Genomic DNA, 16,645 nt, shown 5'->3' with positions numbered 1-16,645 from the left:
GCGGGTTACATCGGTGTCACGACCGCCGGCGGTGCCTTGTTCACGGCGGCCAGGGTCAGGCGCGGCGGCATGTTTATCGGCGTCAGCTGCGCTTCGGCATAGCGCACTTCCACGAACTGGCGGATCTGCCGCTCGAAGCGTTGCTCGCTGAATTGCTCGGCCTGCTCGCGGCATGCCCGGGCGCTGATGCGATGGCTTTCACGCTCGAAGGTGTGGACAGCCGCCATCAATGCCTCAACGCTCTGCTGCGGATAAAACACCCCGGTTGGCGCCGGCGCATCCAACCCCCGCACGGTCTCCAGCACGCCACCGCGGCCGAAGGCGATCACCGGGGTGCCGCAGGCCTGGGCTTCAACCGGGGTGATGCCGAAGTCTTCCTCGGCGGCGAAGACGAAGGCCTTTGCGTTCTGCAAATGCTGGCGCAGCACCTCGAAGGGCTGCTGGCCGAGGATGGTCACGTTAGGCCCGGCCACCGCGCGTGCCTTGGCCAGTTCCGGACCATCGCCGATCACCACCAGGCGTTTGTCCGGCATAGCGGCGAACGCCTGGACGATCATCGGGATCTTCTTGTAGGGCACCATGCGCGAAGCCGTGACGTAGTAGTCCTGCTTCTCGCTGTTGAAGCTGAACCCGCTGGTATCGACCGGTGGGTAGATGACCGTGGAGGGCCGCCGATAGGCCTTGTCGATGCGCCGGCCGATGAACCGGGAGTTGGCCACGAAGTCATCCACGGCGGCGGCGGTGCGCTGGTCCCAGAAGCGCATGTAGTGCAACACCATCCGCGCCAGCTTGCCCTTGAGCCCACGGTTCAGGCCGCTTTCTGTCAGGTATTGGTGCTGCAGGTCCCAGGCATAGCGGATGGGCGAATGCACGTAGCTGATGTGCAGCTGGTCAGGGCCGGTGAGCACACCCTTGGCCACCGCGTGGCTGCTGGAGAGAATCAGGTCATACCCGGAGAGGTCCATCTGCTCGATGGCCAGGGGCATCAGCGGCAGGTAGGTCTGGTAGCGGGTGCGGGCCTTGGGCAGGCGCTGGATAAAGGTGGTTTTCGCCTGCTTGCCGCCGAGCCGCGCCCGGTCCTCGTCGCTGAGAAAATCAATCACCGCGAACAGATCGGCCTGGGGCCAGATCTTGAGCATCGACGCCAGTACCCGCTCCGCGCCGGCAAAGGTAACCAACCAGTCATGAACGATGGCGATTTTCATTGGTGCTCCCTGGCGCGCTGGCTAGCGGCCGTTTTAGTGGTCTGCGGTTGAGGTCGGTCGTTTTGCAGGGCGTCGAGGCGGTCGCTGATCATCCGGGCGGAAGCCTGCCAGCTGAAACGCGCCACATTGCGCAGCCCGAGGGTTCTCAAATGCTCGCCAATGGACGGGTTATCCAGCACCAGCGCCATGGCGCGGGCCATCTGGTCGACGTCCAGCGGGTCGAAATACAGCGCGCTTGACTGCAGCACTTCCGGGATGGCGGCCGCGTTCGCCGCCAGCACCGGGCAACCGCAGGCCTGCGCTTCCAGTGGAGGAATGCCGAAACCCTCGTACAGCGAAGGGAACACAAAGGCGGTCGCCAGCTGGTATTGCTCGATCAACTGCGCGTCGGTCAGGCGGCCGAGGAAGTGAATCCGCGGATCGCCCGCCGCCTGCGCTTGTAGGCTGGGGTCGGCGAAGATGCCGTTGGCGGCGCCGACGATGCGCAGCTCCACCTCCGGATGGCCTTTGAGGCGCAGAAACGCCTGGATCATCCGGCCGAAATTCTTGTGCGCGCTGGGTGAAGACACCGCCAGCAGGTACGGCCGTGGTATCTCCAGGCGGCGTGGCTGGAAGGCGCCGCTGACCGCGTTGGGCACCACCAGCGTACGCTCGGCGGGCACCTGATAGTGTTCACTGATCTCGCGCCGGGAAAACTCGCTGACGGTGATCAACGCCTGCGCCTTCTTCAGCATCAGGGGCGTCATCAGCCGGTAAGCCGTGCGGAAAGCCCAGCTGTAGCTCTCCGGGTGGCGGATGTACGTGATGTCATGGTGGGTGACCACTTGCCGCGGATAAAACAGCGGCGCCGTGGCGCACAGCGACAGCAACCATGGCTGCCCGTGGCGCCGCAGGTAGGCGGGCAGGTCCAGTTGCTCCCAGAGGTGCCCGCGATGACGCCCGATCTCCTGGGCACCGAGTTTTCTCGCGGTTTCGTGCATCACGATACCGGGGGGCGAAACGAACACCAGGTCGTTGCGCATGGCTTTGAGCGACAGGCAGATCTGCTCGGCAAACCGCTGTACACCACGAAGCTCCTGGGTCAAGAAGCGAGCGTTGATGACAATCATCTTTAATACGTCCTTGTGCAGCGATTCTAATAAGTGGCCGGCGAAGCTGGCGAATGGGTCGGTGTCGAGGCTGCGGTGTCTGCTTCGCGGGCTTCGCCCGATCCCACAAGGGCAATCATCTGCGGCATCTCGCTTGCGTGAACCTGCGTTGGGCCGCTTGGCAGTTGCAGCGTAACGGTCCGGGGCGGGCCGGCAGTCCACACGGCCAATACCCGCTCGGTGCCCTTGCGAAACTCCAGCTGGAGCAGGTCGTCACTGCCCTCGGCGGCAGGCAGGTTCGGGCCTGGCACATAGTGGTAATCGTTGAGCACCGGGGCGATGCGCTTGAGCGCTTCGTACGCGGGCTTGGGGCTCAGGTCGCGGCGCAGCAAGCCAAAGTTGTGTTCCTGCTCGGCGGGGTCGTAGCCGTCGTTGGCCAGGTCGTACCACCACATGCCCCTGATCGCCGGCAGGGTCTTGGCCAGCAGGTATGCCCGCGCCAGAAAGGCCGCCTGAGTGTCCTCATCGACCCCGCAGGGGTGCAGCCTGCCGGTGCTGTGCCAGGCCATCTCGGTCAGGTACAGCGGCACCGGCTGCCCGGCGACGTCATCCAGGTGCGCCGATACCTGGCGCATCCAGCGGATCCAGCTCTCCGGCGTGTTGCCGCCGTTGGTTTTCTCGCAGTGCACGTAAGGATGCAGCGACAACCCATCGGCGTACTTGAGCAACCCGCCCTGCAACAGCCGATCGGCGAAGCCCACTTTGATGCCATAGCTGGTGACCGCGCCGCCCAGGATCCGCGCCTTAGGGTCGATGCGCCGCAGTTGCCGCGAGGTGTCCTGCACCAGCTCCAGGTAGGCATCGCCATAGGCGGGGGAGAGCGAGTCCTCCAGGTCCCATTCGTTGTACACCTCATAGAAGCCCACCTGGCCCTTGAGCTGGCGTGCAACGTAGTCGACGAAGCGGGCAAAGCCAGCGCGCACGGTCGGGTAGATCGGTTTGCTGTCGCTGGAATAAAACCGGTTGCCGTAGCCGAGCATCAGCACGTTGCTCATGCCGCTGTCGTGTTGCGCGCGCAGGTACTTGGTCCAATCGGGCGAAATCCGCAGCACCCCCGGCTGTTGTTCCACCGTGGACCAGAAAGCGTCGTCGCGTACCGAGCGGATGCCCGCCTCGTGCATCAGCTTGAACGGCACCTGCACTGGGCGCGGCAGGTTGAACAAACGGGTATGCACGCCGACGATGAAGTCTGCGGGCGCATCCGCTGCATCGCCCGCCAGGGCTGGCAGCGCGCAGCACAACAGGGCGGCGCTATAAAGGGCGCGGCGTAGGAAATGCAGGGTCACGGGACAGGTCTCGTAAATACAGCTCGAAGGTGGGAACAGCAGGGCGCAGCAACAGGTGTGATACGGCGATGCCTAGGAACAACGCCGCCACAGGCACTTCCAGCACATCGGTGGTCCAGCTGATCAGCACGATGCAGAAGGTCACGGTCATCAGCGCGCCGCTCATCCAGTCCCGGCGCGCGGCCAGCCCGGAAAGCAGCGGTAGCAGGGCACCGAACAGCACGATGCCGGCAACGCCCAGGGTGCTCCACAGGTAGAGCGGTGTGTTGTCGGTCACGGCGGGCACCTGGGCCGAATACACCGGGAACAGCGCGACGCTGCTGCCGATCATGCCCAAGCCCGCCCCGGTGACGCCCCAGCCTTCGCGGTCAATGGCGGTAATCACCATCGGCCAGGTATTGACCAAGCGGTCGTAGAACGATGACAGCACCGTGTCGCCGGTGGTGGCGTGGCCGTCGAAGTCCAGCAGCACGGACATCACCGGCAGGGCCAGGCCTATCCCCACCACCAGCACGAACAGCAGCCGGCACAGCAGCGGGCGGCGTAGGATCGGCAACAGCAGCAGGGCACAGGTGAAGGCCGCCGCGGTGGACTTGTTAGTGGTCAGCAAAATGCTGCCGAACGTGCCGGCGAACAGCAGCCCCATCAGCCACCTGGAGCGGGTGAAAGCGGTCAGGTAAAGGGCGTATATCGCCATCATCATCGCCGCCGTGGTGGACATCCGGGCGAACCCGGCCAGGCGGTCGGTGCCGCCAGCGGACCATGCCTGGTTGCCGCGCAGGGTGGTGTCGCCCAGGTTGTAGCTGTAGCCCTTCCACGGCACGCTGGTGTACTTGTCCAGGAGAATCCCCAGCATCGAGGCCACCAAGCATAAGCCCACCACCCACACCATCAATTGCCTGCGCTGTTGCAGGTAAGCCCCGCAGAGCATGCCGAACAGCAGTGGGCTGTAGATGAACAGGCTAAAGCCTGCGTTGCTGGGGCTGGCGCCATGGAGCATGCCCAGCATGCTCGAGACAACCAGCAGTAACAGCGCCAGCCAGAAGCCGCGGCTGAGGCGCGCGCTCAGCAGCTCCAGCGCGAACAGCGCCAGGCACGCGGCCTTGGGCACGTAGAGCAGCGCCGAGGCGCCGGCCATGTCGAGAAAGTAGCGCAGCGCTCCCGAGAAGGTTTCCACCCCCACCAGGCTGATCGCGGCCAGTGCCATCAGCGTGGACTTGTTAAAGGCCAGCCCCGGCCGGCGCTCAGCCGCGCTGTACGGCAATGATGTGGCCATGGCTCTGCATTCCCTTGATGGCGACCTGTTTGAAAATGCCCTGGTAGGCGTCGAGCATCCGTTCCATGTCCAGCAGATGCTCCACGCTGCACCGTGCCTGGTCGGTCAGGCGCTGGCGCAACCCCAGGTCCTGGCCCAGGCGGGCCATGGCCTTGCCCAGCGAAGCGGGCTCTTCGGGGTAGCAGAGCAAGCCGTTGACGCCGTCTTCCACGACCTCCGGCAAGCCGCCTCGGCAGCTGGCGATCACCGGTACCGAGTGTGCGCAGGCCTCCACCGCCACCAGGCCGAACGGCTCGTTCCACATCGACGGCACCACGGCAACGTCGAGATGCCGATAGAAGTGCTCCGGCGACTGATAACCAACGAAGCGGATGTTCGGGGCGTCCCCGGCCAGCGCCTTGAGTTGCGCTTCGTAATCGGCCTGGCCGCGCCCGGCGATCTCCAGGGTGGCGGGGAAGGCAAGGGCCTGGAACTCCCGGATCAGCCAGCTCAGCCCCTTTTGTTCAGACAGCGTGCCCATGTAGCCAAAGCGCACAGGGGTGGGCGCAGGCTCGGCGGGTGGCAGGAACGCCGGGATCGCGCCGTCCACGCGCGGGCTGGCGCTGTACACCACACTGGCCTGGGCCTGGCTGAAGAACCCCGCCGCGCGCATGCGCTGCAGCAGGAACTCGCTCACCCCGACCACCGCCGCCACCTGTGTGGAGCGTTCGGCATGGCCCTGGCGAAAGCTTTTGCACAGCGTGCAGGGGTTCTTGCAGGCGCTGCCCTTCTTGAACATGTTGCTGCCCGGGCAAAGCAGGTAAAGGTCGTGCAGCACTTGCACGATCGGGATGCCCTGCGCCGTGATTTCGTCCCAGGCCGCGACGGACCAGCCAGCCAGGTTATGGCACACCACCACATCGACTTCTTCGCGGTTGATCACTTCGCGCACGTACTGGCGCATCGCGGAGTTGTAGCGGTCGCGCAGGTGCCAGCCCAGGCGCACCAGCGCGCCGGGGCGCTGCTGGCTGAAATGCCAGTAGGTGTTGAGCAGGCCGGCGCGGTAGACCTTCACCCCGCGCACGTCGCTCACGTGCAGCCCGGGCTGGGGCCCGGTCGCCAGCACGCAGACCTCATCGCCGCGCCTTTGCAGCCCTTCCACGGTGCGTTGCAGCACGACTTCGGCGCCCCCGCCGATGTGCGGGGCATACAGGCTGTTAAGGAACAGTAGTTTCATAGCGGATAGGACTCGTGGGTGCCCAGCCGTCCCGACTCGCCGTCGCGGATTGCCTGCTCGATGAGGTTCAAACGCGCCAGGGAGCCTTTACGGCGAGCGACCTGGCGCAACAGGAAGAGAAACAGCGACCGGTTGATGTAATACAGCCACGAGGAGGCCGCCCACACGTGCTTGTCGAACCAGGCCTGGTTGCGCGCGGCGTAGTAAGCGCGGAACTCCGAGTTGCCGAGCAGGAAGGTCTCGTAGATGTTGCTGGTGCGCGCCTTGACGTTCCACGACTGCTCGAGGTCGTCGAGCAATGCCTCGGTGGCCAGGAAAATCTCGCCGCCGGAGGCAGTGATCCGCCAGGTGTATTCGGTATCGTCGGCATACAGCAGCAACTCTCCGCGCGGCGTGCCGATGCGTTCGTACAGCGAGCGGTGCGCCAGCAGCCCGCCGTAGGTGGTGAACGGCAGCTTGACCAGCGCTGCCTGGCGGCGCTGTGCGTTGGGCCGCCCCCAAGGCGTGCGCCGCCATACCTTGTACGGCAGTTGCGCGATGTGGAAACCGAAGCAGCTGGAGCGCCACTGCACCGCGAATGGTCGCGGCACGCCGGCGGCGATATCGGCCTGGTGGGTAGGCCGGAAGCCGATCACTGCGGCTTTGTCCCAGCCGCGCCCTTGGGCGCACTCGAACAAGCGTTGGTGCAGTGCGTCGATGGCCCCTGGGGTGGGGGCGTTGTCGTCGTCCATCAGCCAGATGTACTCGGCGCCGCGCATCAGCGCCGCCTCGATGCCCACTGTGTAGCCCACCGCCGAGCCTGTGTTGGTAGGTAGGTCGATGACTTCCACCTGCCCCGGCCAGGCATCGCTCAGCGAACGCAGGTTGGCGGTCGAGGCGTTGTTCACCACGATCACCCGCTGGATACGCCAGCTGCCGAGCGAGCGGTTCACCAGGGTCGTGAGGTAATCGAGGCGGTTGCCGTAGGTCAGGGTGACCAGCGTGGTGGTGCCGTTCATGGGGCTGCTCCGGCGCAGTGGCTTAGCACGCATGGCTGGCTACTCGTTGCAGTTGCTGGCGCGGCAGCACCACGCGCTGTTGCCGTTGCAGCAGGTTGAGCAAGATCACCGCCCGCTCTTCGCCGTCGTTGCACAGGAAGATCGCTTCCAACTCGCTGCCGCCGGCCACCACGCGGACCTTTTCGCCCTGGCGGAACGCTGGTGCCGAGGGCATCACGCAGGCCCGCTGGCGGATCTCTTCGATCAGCTTGGGGCTGACCGGGCAGGGTTGCGGGCCGAAGGCAACGATGCGAGCCACGCCTCGGGTGGAACGGATCGGGTACCAGCTGTCATCGCGCTGCATCTGGATGAACAGGTAGCCAGGGAACAGCGGCTGCTCGGGCACGCGTGCCGCCCGGCCGCCGCTGGCGGGGGCCGCGGTCACCGGGCGATAGCAATCAAAGCCCTGGCGCGCCAGGTGCTCCTCGGCCCGGGCTTCTTGGCGAGGCTTGGTCTGGATCAAGTACCAGTTAGCGTCATGCATTGCGGTGGCGACTGCGGCATCCATGGCGTGTGTCCTACTAAAGGAAAAGGGGGGCCGGCGAAGCGACGGGCGCAACCGGGCGCGCAGCGGCAGGCGCGGGCAGCAGCAAGCTATAGCGGTCGAGCCATTGGCGGATCTGCTCGACCGGGTTGAACATCAGCACGTCGATGATCGACAGGTGCGACACAAACGGTTGCCCGAACTGGGCGTAGCTGATGTCGTCCATCTGGTGGAAGCGCAGGCTCAGGCCGGCCTGGCGGAAGCGCTGGTCTTCGTACAGGGCGCGGCCGCCGATGGGGTTGACGTAGCGGTTGCCGCCCAGCCGATGCATGGTCTTGATGACCCTGTCCTGTTTGTCGGCGATATCGCGGATGCCCAGGTCCGAGGCCAGCAAGATCGGCGTGGTGATGCCCAGGTAGGCGCACACCTTGCGCACACTGTGTTCCAGGTAACGGGCCAGGTTAGCGTCGGGGAAGCGCATCAGCCCTTCGAGCAGCGGCAGCACCTCGGCGCGCTGCGGGGCGCGGGCGTAGTGCAGCGCGAGGGTTTTGAGCAGGCTGTCGAGGTTGCCCGCCGCGGTATCGGCCAGGCGCCGCTGGTTGATCGCCAGGCCGTGTACGTCACGGGCCAGCGGCAGGCTGAACAGCCAGGGCTTGCCGCCACAGAGCACGCGGTTGCGGTTGATCCAGCCATCCTTGACGTATTGCAGGTCGTCGCCGAGCACGAACACGTCGGCGCCGGCAATCAACTGGAAGTAGCCCAGGTAGGGGAACCAATAGGGCTGCATCATTGCAATGGTGGTGTTCATGTGTGTCTGCCCTGACGAGTGGATAACCGGTTATTGGCGCGAGTCGCCGTAGTCGTAGCCATAGGAGGCGCAGTCGTATTCCGCCGTGGACGCCTTGCGGATCACCCCGTTGAAGATCGCGCCCTTGATCGCTACGCCGTTCTGCGCGAGGCGCTTGCGGGCAACGTCGATCTCTTTCACGGTGCTCTGGCCGAAGCGGCTGACCATCATGCAAGTGCCGGCCTGGCGCCCGACCAGGGTGGCGTCGGTCACCGCCATCACGGGTGGCGTGTCGATGATCACCAGGTCGTAATGCGGCGCGAGTTCGCCCAGCAGCCGGTTGAAGTTTTCGTGCATCAGCAGCTCGGAAGGGTTCGGCGCCGCGTAGCCGCAGGAAATCAACTGCAGGTTGGCCACGGGGGTGTCGTGCACCACCTCGGCCGGCGGCAGTTTCCCGGCCAGGGCGTCGGCCAGGCCATGGCGCGGCTGCACGCCAAACTGCTGATGCAGGTAGCCCTTGCGCATGTCTGCGTCGATCAACAACACGCGCTTGCCGCCCTGGGCACTCACTACCGCCAGGTTGGCGCACACGAAAGACTTGCCCACCCCTGGTGTGGGGCTGGTGATCATCAGCACGTGGTTGCGAGCCTCAGCCATGGCGAAGTGCAGGCTGGTGCGCAGGCTGCGCAGCGCTTCCATGGTGGCCTCCCGCGGCGCCACCACCCCGAGCAAGCGCGACGGGGCTTGGCCCTTTCGGGTTTGGCCGCGGTTCAGGCGTTCTTGTTGGCGCGACAGCGGCAGCGAGGCATACACCGGCAGGCCCAGTTGCTCTACGCTCTCGGGGTTTTCCACGCCCCGGTAAAAGGCCTGACGCACGAAGATGATCGAGATCGCCGCCACGGCGCCGAGCAGCGCGGCCAAGGCCACGATCAGCTTGCGCATGGGTTTGACCGGCTCTTCGACGTTGGCGTCGGCGGCGTCGATGATCCGCACGTTGCCGATGTTGCCGGCACGGATGATGTCTTGCTCTTGCACCCGGTTGAGCAGGTTGGTGTAGGTCTGGGTCGTCACCTGCATGTCACGGGTAAGGCGCAGCAGCTCTTGCTGAGTCTCCGGCAGCTGGCCGACTTCGCCTTGCAGCTTGGCCTTTTGTGTTTCGAGCTGGCTGATTTGCTGGCTCAGGGCGACCGACTGTGGGTGCTGGCGGGTGTACAGGCGGTCCAGGTCGGTGCGTTTCAGGCGCAGCTCGGACAGCTGGTTGTCATAGGTGACCACTTGGTCGAGCAACGCGCGGGTTTGCTGGCCGATGTCCACCGAGTGAGTGCGCAGCTGGAATTCGTGCAGCGCCTCCTCGGACTTTTCCAACTCGGCGCGAACCACCGGCAACTGTGAACGCAAGAAGTCCAGCCGCTGCGCCGCTTCCGCGGAACTGCGCTCGATGTTCTGGCGCACGTAACGGTCACTCACTTCCTTGACCAGCAGCACCGCCTTGGCGGGGTCTGGGTCCTGGATGGACAGGTAGACGATGCCCGAGTCCTTGCCGGCTTCGCTGACCTTGAGTTTCTCCTGATACTCCAGCGCGGTGGCCAATTCGCGGTTGCGGACCACGCGGAACTCGGTGCCCGGGCGAGCGCGCAGGGCGTTTACCAGCAGAGTAACGCCGGCGCCCTGGCTGGCCTCGCCCACCTTGCCTTGCAGCAGGGGCTGGCCGTCCGGGTCTTGCAGGCTATAGCTGCCATTGGCGCCAGCGACCAGTACCAGCGGCAGGCCGAGCAGCGTATTGGGGATTTCCAGCGCGCCGACCGAAAGGGTCTCGCCACCCCAAGCGAAGCGGCCAAGGCCCAGCGGTGGCGTTGCCAGTTGGCCGTTGGCCGGCTTGAACTGGCGGGCATACCACTTGCCGACACCGGGCAAGTAACGCGGCGTAGCCACGATATCCAGCCTAAGGTCGCTGATGACCCGGCCCAGCACCGCGCGCGACTTGATCAGCTCGATCTCGGTCGCTGCCTCCGACACCGAGGTCGGCTTGCTGTTGAACACCGGGGTGGCGTCCAGGCCGATTTTCTTCGGTTCGATCTGGATCATCGCATTGGCCTGGTACACCGGCGTGGCAATGATCGCGTAGGCGATCCCGACCAGGGTGCAGAGCCCGACCACCCAGCCGATCAGCGCCTTATGGTCGAACAACATGCGCAAGATGCTTGCGACGTCGATCCGGGCGTCCTGTTGGGTTTCCAGGCTGGAACGGGTCATTGCGGTCATGGTGTCGCTCCTGGGCCAAGGCTTGCGGCGCTGGCGATCGGGTCTGTGTGAAGGCAGGTGGTGAGGTAAACGGGCGCGCGCATGGTCAGCCTCGCCCTATTGGCAAGGCCAGGCGCCGGAACAGGTTGCGGCTGACATTGGTGGCCACCAGCGCCAGTGCGCTGAGTTTCTGCCAGGGCGATACCGCCGCCAGCGATAGCCCGAACAGTTGGGTCAGAAAATGCTCGTAGAGCGCCTGGTGGCCGCGGTGGTGGTAGTAGTTCGCCAGGCAGGCGGCGGTTTGCAGGCTCATGTGCAGTTTTTTCTTCTCGCTGCGCATGGAGAAGATCCCGCCGCTATGCACGCGGTAGCCACCGGCGCCGATGTTGGCCATGTACTTGCCCTTGCCGTGGGCGCCAAGCATCGACCACCAGCACACGTCCATCAGCGGCGCCAGCTCCAATTCGCGCGGCAGTTCGTGCAACAGGTTGCGGAAGCAGGCGGTGAGGGTGGAGATGCGTCGGCCCTGCATCAGTTCCAGGCTGCTGGCGTCGCGCTGGTAGCGGTGGCCCAGCTGCAGGCCCTGTTCACCCTGCTCGTCGACCATGACCGCGTCGTGGTAGGTGATGACGTAGTCGGGGTGGCCTTCGAGGAAACTCACCTGCTTTTGCAGCTTGAGCGGGTCGGTCCAGTAATCGTCGCCATCGCAATACGCCAGGTAGCGCCCCTTGGCCATGTTGAACAGGGCCGGGAAGAACAGCTTGCCCTGGCGATACTGGTTCTGCTCGTGCAGCACCGGCCGGATCAGGCTCGGGTAGCGCTCGGCATAGGCCCGGATGATCTCGCGGGTGCCGTCGGTGGAGGCGTCGTCGTTGATCAGGATCTCGAAGGGAAAATCCGTCTGCTGGGCGAGGAAGCTATCGATCGTCTGCGCGATGAAGGCTTGCTGGTTGTAAGCCGGGCAGACCACGCTCACCAGCGGCTCGCGCGCATCGCCCCAGCCCTGCATGATGTTTTGTTCGGTTCTGATGCTCATCGTCCCACGCTCGGTTTGCTGAACAGAAGAATCACCCGGGCGGCGAGCAAACGGTCGCTGCCGGCGACCAGCGCCAGCGTGACCAGGCCGCACACCGCCAGGCCGGCCAGGGTCAGCAAGCGATCCTCCCCGGCCGTGAGGCGCACAACAGGTTCGGTGAGCGCCAGGCCCACCAGGGTCATCAGGCTGATTCGCAGAATGTCCTTGAGCCATACGCCGTGCAGCGCAGGGGCCAGGTGGCGGTGCACCACCCGCGGCCAGATGGCGAACGACAGCAGCCTGAGCACGAACCAGGCGGCGGCCGCGCCGAGGGCGCCGCAGGTGTCGATGGCCAGCACCATCACCGGCACCGTAATCGCCGCGGACACCACGCTGTACCACACGTGCAGGCGGATCTGCCCGTAGGCGTACTGCAAGTGGTATTGAAAGGTGCTGGCGGCCATGATCGCGCTGCCCAGGGCGTACCAGAACAGGATCAGCCGGCCCCATTCGGCCGCGGCGCGGTCGCCGCTCCAGGCATAGAGCAGATCTCCGGCATGCACGGCCATCACGCTCGCCAGCGGGAACAGCAAGGTGCAGGTAAAGCGGTTGGCGCCCAGGTACAGCTGCTGCAGTTCCTTGTCGCGCCCCTCTGCAAGCAACACGGTCATGCGTGGCAGCAGGGTTTGCACCAGCGGGTTGATCAGCATCAGGATGCCGGTGGTCATCAATGCCACCAGCGAGAAGTAGCCGTATTCGGTCAGCAGCAACCGCTCGGATAACAGGATTTTGTCCAGCTGGGTCAGCACGATCCACAGCACCGAGGTAAACGAAAGGCTCAGCGCGAAGGGCACGATGGGCTTGACCAGCGCCCAGTTGAACCCGCTCAGCGGCGAGGGCCTGGGCAGGCGGGAGTAAGCCTTGACTGCGAAGATCAGCGTTTCGATCAGCGCCACACCCAGCTGGAATTCAAAGAACACCAGCGCGTCCTGGGATACCACGGCTACCAGGAACAACCCGCCGAAATAGCGCAGCGTGGTGATCACCACGTTGGCGCCGTTGAGCCAGCCATGCAGCTCCAGCCCTTGCAGGCCGCTTTTATACAGGGTGGCATAAAGGCGCAGCGCGACCATCCAGCCCATCAGAGTGATGCACTGCACGATGGTCGCTGTGTCCAGCGCCTGAGCGTTGAGCCAGTGCGCGGCGATCCAAGGGCCGCCCAGGTAAACCGCCAGCACCGTGACCAGGGTCAGCGGCAGGAAGATCAGCTCGAAAGAGCGCAGCAGCCAGCCGCTGTCACGGCTGCCCGCGTGCCCCGCATGCTGATGATGGGCGATCTGCCGCACCAGCGAGGGCGACAGGCCCACGTCGAGCAGTTGCAGCCAGGTCTGTAGCACGGTGTAGAACCCGATCAGCCCATACACCTCCGCCCCGAGATGGCTGAGGTAGAACGGCATGATCAGAATCCCGATCAGCAGTGTGTACGCCTGCCCCATGTAGTTGAGGGTGGTGTTCTGGAAGATCGAACGGTGTGTGCTCATGGCGGGCCCCGAGACTGTCATTTAGAGGGCCCTGCGCAGCGGCGCCAGGGATAGGCGCGGCGCGTCGCACAACGGCAACAGTGTGTCGACGATGCGTTGCTGGACCTGCCGGCCCAGGCCCGGGTAGATGGGCAGGCACAGCACGCGCTGGGCCAGCCCACGGGACACCGGTTGCGGCCGCTGCGGCTGCAGGTAATCGATCGTGTCCAGCGACGGGTAGAAGTAGCGGCGTGGGTTGATGTCCGCTTCCTGCAGGGCCGCGCGCGCGGCGAGCATCTGCCGGTGGCTGGCCAGGGCGACCGGGAAATAGCTGAAGTTCGGTTCGCTATCCGGCGTGGGCTGTTGCAGCTGCAGGTGATCGCCCAGGTGGCGCTGGTAGAAGTCGCCGATTTCCGCGCGCTGCTCGAGGATCAAGGCGATGTCATCGAGGATGCACAGGCCCATGGCCGCGGAGAATTCATTGAGCTTGGCATTAGTGCCCAGCCCTTCGATGGTCTCGAAGTCGGCGATGCCGAAGTTGGTCATCAGCCGCACGCGTTCGGCCAGGTCGTCGTCGTTGGTAACGACCGCGCCGCCTTCGATGGTGTGGAACAGCTTGGTGGCGTGGAAGCTCAAGGTGCTCACGTGGCCGCGGTTGAGCACCGATTGCCCGGCATGGCGCACACCGAAGGCATGGGCGCCGTCATAGATGACCTTGAGCCGGTGCAGCTGCGCGACCCGGTCAATGGCATCCACCGCGCAGGGATTGCCGAACACGTGGGTGGCGACAATGGCGCTGGTGTCGGCTTGCAGGCTGGCTTCGATCCGCTTGGGGTCCAGGTTCCAGCTTTGCGGGCAGATGTCGGCGAACACAGGGCGGATGTGTTCCCACTGCAAGGTACTGCTGGTGGCAACGAAGCTGAACGGCGTGGTGACCGCGCTGCCGGCGAGCCCCAGGGCGCGGTAGGCCACTTGCAGCGCCAGGGTGCCGTTGCTGACCAGCACGATGTTGCGCACGCCAAGATAATCCTTGAGCCGTTCTTCCAGCTCGCAGCACAGTGGGCCGCGGTTGGTCAGCCAGCGCGAGGCATAGATGCCGTCGACGTACGCCTTGAATTTTTCAGGGTTGCCCATGTACGACTTGGTGACGTTGATCATGCGGAGCGTCCTTGCGCATGCCCTGCGCGGCTGGCTGTCGAGGTGACGGCGTGGCGTGCGACAGGGTTCACGTGGCGGGGCCTGAATGGGCAACGCTGCGGCGGGCCCGCTGCTGGTTGAGCTTGAGGATAAGCCGGGTGGCCAGGCTGCCAGCGTGCGGGTCGCCGTAGTGGAACAGGGCAGTGGCCCGTTGCACATGGGGGCTGCACGGTTGATTGGCGTGGAGGCTGCGGTAGCCCCAGAAGAGGTAGAGGTTGCCGGGCACCAGCGTCAGGGTGCGCGGTTTGAACCAGCCTGCTTCGATACCACGGCTGAGCACCCGGCGGCTGACCTTGTTCTGCAGCAGGGCTTTCTCCAGCACGTTGGTAGCCACGTTGGCTCGTACCGGGCGCAGGTTAGGGAACATCACCAGGTCGCCGCGCTGCTCGCCTTCCTCGGGGATGAAAATCGGCACCAGCACGGTGAGCAGCGTCGCATCGTAGTGGAAGGCGTTGGACTCCCGCGCACCGCTACCCCCCTGCACGCAACGCAGCACCGGGAACACTTCGTGGCTAGCCGCCGGCGTGCCAGTGGCGTGCCGGTGCAAGTGGTCGAGGGTGGCGGTGAGCTCTGTCGAGGCCGCCAGCCGCGCCATCGGGCTACCGGCCAGCGCCTTCAAGCCGTGGTAGGCGAAATATCGGCCATCGTGCCGGGCAGCTTCGCGCGTCACGTACTGGCGCATTTCATCCAGGGCCTGGTCGGAAAACGCCTGCTCGATAACCGCGTGCCCATGCTGGTCCATGTCATTGACCAGAAGTGCGATTGAAGTAGGGTCGTTGCTGAACAATGGCGACATGGGAAGGCACTCTATCCGTGAATGAACGCTTAACTTTAAAACCGAAGCAGCACACTTCGGGCAAAGCTACCGCCAGGTCCGATAGTTCTTTTGGACCCAAACTTCTTATTGCCGTTATGTAACTTGCAAATACACTACCGCCCTCCCTGTATATCGGGTGCTTAATAAGCGTGGGCAAAATCACACATCAAGCCGGTGCCAGGAACGCCGAATTTCAATGCGTTCTTCGCGGGGCAGCCTGAAGGGGGTCAAGCAAGGTTTTTAGTAGGATGGCTTCGTGCCATTCGCTGAGGTCTTCGCCGCAGGTAGGGTGATATATCGGTTTTTCGTAGCAGGCTGTCAATCGTTTAAAGCAAAAAAATCGGCACAAAGCCGGTTTCACTTCTGATACATACCTAACTTATTGAAAAATAATAATTTTAAAATTTGACGCCATCGTATTGATGGCATTTTGGCCGATAATGATGGCCAGTGGGGCAAAACCATTGATTTCAGGGAAGAAAACACCCGCAAGCCCTTGATTGGCGGGCCTTGTCACAGGGTAGGCGGAGTGGTGTTGAAGCGGAAGGGGCTAAATTTACGTCGCCAGTTTATCGGCGGCGGCGAAATAAGCCCCAAGGGAGGTGGCAGGAAATTGACTTACTCGTGGCTTCGCCGATAAAGGCTACTGCGCCGGTCCGTGAGGTAGGGGGTGGCTTGCCGCAGCGCAGCCAAGTGCTCGGGGTCCAGGTCCACAACCAACAAGCCTTCTTCGGTTTCGTTGAGCGCTATCTGCTCTCCTGCAGGGCCGCACAAGCTGCTCAGGCCGCAGTAGCGCAGCTCGCCTTCGTCGCCACAGTAGTTCGCGTAGGCCAGGTAGCAGCCGTTCTCGTAGGCCCTGGCACGCACTGTCACCTGAGCGACCACTTCGAAGCCGGCCATGTTAGCGGTGGGCACCACTATCAGGTCGGCCCCGGCCAGGGCCAGCTCACGCACTGCTTCGGGAAACTCAACGTCGTAGCAGATCAGCAGCCCAAGCTTCCAGCCGCCCAGTTCAGCGACCGGGAAGCCGCCATCGCCGGGGCTGAACATGGCCCGATCAAGGCTGCCGAACAGATGCGCCTTGCGGTAGTCGAGCAGTCGCTCGCCGTCGCGGTCCACCAGCTGCGCGGCGTTGTAAACGGCCCCGTCGGGGCCTGCTTCGGGGTAGCCATAGGCTATGGCCAGGCCATGGGCCTGGGCGATGGCTGCAATGTGTACGGGTGCTGGCCCATCGGGCGCCTGAGCGTGGGCGGCAGCGGCCTGCGCGCCGATGTTGTAGCCGCTCAGGAACATCTCCGGGAATACCACCAGCTCGGCGCCACGGCGTGCGGCCTCGGCGGCCCATGCCTCGAGGCGCGCCAGGTTTTCGACCGGCAGGTTGGGCCCTGCAGGGCCCTGATACAAGGCGATTCGCAT

14 protein-coding genes are annotated in these 16,645 nt (G+C 64.4%); all 14 read right to left on the bottom strand.

Annotated features, from left to right (window positions below; all coding sequences use genetic code 11):
• Window positions 1-5: 5 nt before the first annotated feature.
• The 14 genes from OGL93_RS04500 to OGL93_RS04435 all read right to left on the bottom strand — a co-directional run bounded on the left by OGL93_RS04500 (window position 6) and on the right by OGL93_RS04435 (window position 16,645).
• Window positions 6-1,205, bottom strand: coding sequence for a glycosyltransferase family 4 protein (locus OGL93_RS04500; RefSeq protein WP_263261186.1), 1,200 nt, complete (start codon window positions 1,203-1,205; stop codon window positions 6-8).
• Window positions 1,202-2,314, bottom strand: a complete 1,113-nt coding sequence (locus tag OGL93_RS04495) for a glycosyltransferase family 1 protein (RefSeq protein WP_263261185.1) — start codon at window positions 2,312-2,314, stop codon at window positions 1,202-1,204. Before OGL93_RS04495 ends, OGL93_RS04500 begins: the two co-directional genes overlap by 4 nt.
• Before the next feature lie 26 nt (window positions 2,315-2,340).
• A complete protein-coding gene (locus tag OGL93_RS04490) occupies window positions 2,341-3,639 on the bottom strand; it encodes a hypothetical protein (RefSeq protein ID WP_263261184.1) in 1,299 nt (432 codons plus the stop codon).
• Entirely contained in the window at window positions 3,605-4,915 is a 1,311-nt protein-coding gene (locus OGL93_RS04485) for a hypothetical protein (protein WP_263261183.1), read from the bottom strand. The genes OGL93_RS04490 and OGL93_RS04485 overlap by 35 nt, the downstream gene beginning before the upstream one ends.
• A complete protein-coding gene (locus tag OGL93_RS04480) occupies window positions 4,884-6,131 on the bottom strand; it encodes a glycosyltransferase family 4 protein (protein WP_263261182.1) in 1,248 nt (415 codons plus the stop codon). The genes OGL93_RS04485 and OGL93_RS04480 overlap by 32 nt, the downstream gene beginning before the upstream one ends.
• Window positions 6,128-7,129, bottom strand: a complete 1,002-nt coding sequence (locus OGL93_RS04475) for a glycosyltransferase (protein ID WP_263261181.1) — start codon at window positions 7,127-7,129, stop codon at window positions 6,128-6,130. Before OGL93_RS04475 ends, OGL93_RS04480 begins: the two co-directional genes overlap by 4 nt.
• 22 nt (window positions 7,130-7,151) lie before the next feature.
• Complete coding sequence (gene rfaH, locus OGL93_RS04470; RefSeq protein ID WP_263261489.1) at window positions 7,152-7,652, bottom strand: transcription/translation regulatory transformer protein RfaH; 501 nt, start codon at window positions 7,650-7,652, stop codon at window positions 7,152-7,154.
• Between the two features lie 37 nt (window positions 7,653-7,689).
• Window positions 7,690-8,460, bottom strand: a complete 771-nt coding sequence (locus OGL93_RS04465) for a WbqC family protein (RefSeq protein ID WP_263261180.1) — start codon at window positions 8,458-8,460, stop codon at window positions 7,690-7,692.
• Window positions 8,461-8,490: 30 nt separating this feature from the next.
• Entirely contained in the window at window positions 8,491-10,701 is a 2,211-nt protein-coding gene (locus OGL93_RS04460) for a polysaccharide biosynthesis tyrosine autokinase (protein WP_263261179.1), read from the bottom strand.
• A gap of 85 nt (window positions 10,702-10,786) precedes the next feature.
• A complete protein-coding gene (locus tag OGL93_RS04455; RefSeq protein ID WP_263261178.1) occupies window positions 10,787-11,716 on the bottom strand; it encodes a glycosyltransferase in 930 nt (309 codons plus the stop codon).
• On the bottom strand, window positions 11,713-13,236 hold the full coding sequence (locus OGL93_RS04450; RefSeq protein WP_263261177.1) for an oligosaccharide flippase family protein: 1,524 nt from the start codon (window positions 13,234-13,236) through the stop codon (window positions 11,713-11,715). Before OGL93_RS04450 ends, OGL93_RS04455 begins: the two co-directional genes overlap by 4 nt.
• Window positions 13,237-13,257: 21 nt before the next feature.
• On the bottom strand, window positions 13,258-14,373 hold the full coding sequence (locus tag OGL93_RS04445; RefSeq protein WP_263261176.1) for a DegT/DnrJ/EryC1/StrS family aminotransferase: 1,116 nt from the start codon (window positions 14,371-14,373) through the stop codon (window positions 13,258-13,260).
• Between the two features lie 67 nt (window positions 14,374-14,440).
• Window positions 14,441-15,208: a hypothetical protein gene (locus OGL93_RS04440; RefSeq protein WP_263261175.1), complete on the bottom strand. Its 768-nt coding sequence runs from the start codon at window positions 15,206-15,208 to the stop codon at window positions 14,441-14,443.
• 639 nt (window positions 15,209-15,847) lie between these two features.
• The gene (locus OGL93_RS04435; RefSeq protein WP_263261174.1) at window positions 15,848-16,645 is read right to left on the bottom strand and encodes a carbon-nitrogen hydrolase family protein; all 798 of its coding nucleotides are present in this window, start codon (window positions 16,643-16,645) and stop codon (window positions 15,848-15,850) included.

The sequence above is a fragment of the Pseudomonas sp. RIT-PI-S genome (assembly GCF_025642975.1).
Lineage (GTDB): Bacteria > Pseudomonadota > Gammaproteobacteria > Pseudomonadales > Pseudomonadaceae > Aquipseudomonas.
The sequence above is the reverse complement of the archived record's forward strand: the minus strand, read 5'-3'. Positions and strand labels throughout refer to the sequence as shown.

Bases quoted from the DNA above. Each gene is read 5' to 3' on its own strand.
- OGL93_RS04500 (WP_263261186.1), bottom strand. From the start codon at position 1,205: ATGAAAATCGCCATCGTTCATGACTGGTTGGTTACCTTTGCCGGCGCG.
- OGL93_RS04495 (WP_263261185.1), bottom strand. From the start codon at position 2,314: ATGATTGTCATCAACGCTCGCTTCTTGACCCAGGAGCTTCGTGGTGTA.
- OGL93_RS04485 (WP_263261183.1), bottom strand. From the start codon at position 4,915: ATGGCCACATCATTGCCGTACAGCGCGGCTGAGCGCCGGCCGGGGCTG.
- OGL93_RS04480 (WP_263261182.1), bottom strand. From the start codon at position 6,131: ATGAAACTACTGTTCCTTAACAGCCTGTATGCCCCGCACATCGGCGGG.
- OGL93_RS04475 (WP_263261181.1), bottom strand. From the start codon at position 7,129: ATGAACGGCACCACCACGCTGGTCACCCTGACCTACGGCAACCGCCTC.
- rfaH (WP_263261489.1), bottom strand. From the start codon at position 7,652: ATGCATGACGCTAACTGGTACTTGATCCAGACCAAGCCTCGCCAAGAA.
- OGL93_RS04465 (WP_263261180.1), bottom strand. From the start codon at position 8,460: ATGAACACCACCATTGCAATGATGCAGCCCTATTGGTTCCCCTACCTG.
- OGL93_RS04460 (WP_263261179.1), bottom strand. From the start codon at position 10,701: ATGACCGCAATGACCCGTTCCAGCCTGGAAACCCAACAGGACGCCCGG.
- OGL93_RS04455 (WP_263261178.1), bottom strand. From the start codon at position 11,716: ATGAGCATCAGAACCGAACAAAACATCATGCAGGGCTGGGGCGATGCG.
- OGL93_RS04450 (WP_263261177.1), bottom strand. From the start codon at position 13,236: ATGAGCACACACCGTTCGATCTTCCAGAACACCACCCTCAACTACATG.
- OGL93_RS04445 (WP_263261176.1), bottom strand. From the start codon at position 14,373: ATGATCAACGTCACCAAGTCGTACATGGGCAACCCTGAAAAATTCAAG.
- OGL93_RS04440 (WP_263261175.1), bottom strand. From the start codon at position 15,208: ATGTCGCCATTGTTCAGCAACGACCCTACTTCAATCGCACTTCTGGTC.
- OGL93_RS04435 (WP_263261174.1), bottom strand. From the start codon at position 16,645: ATGCGAATCGCCTTGTATCAGGGCCCTGCAGGGCCCAACCTGCCGGTC.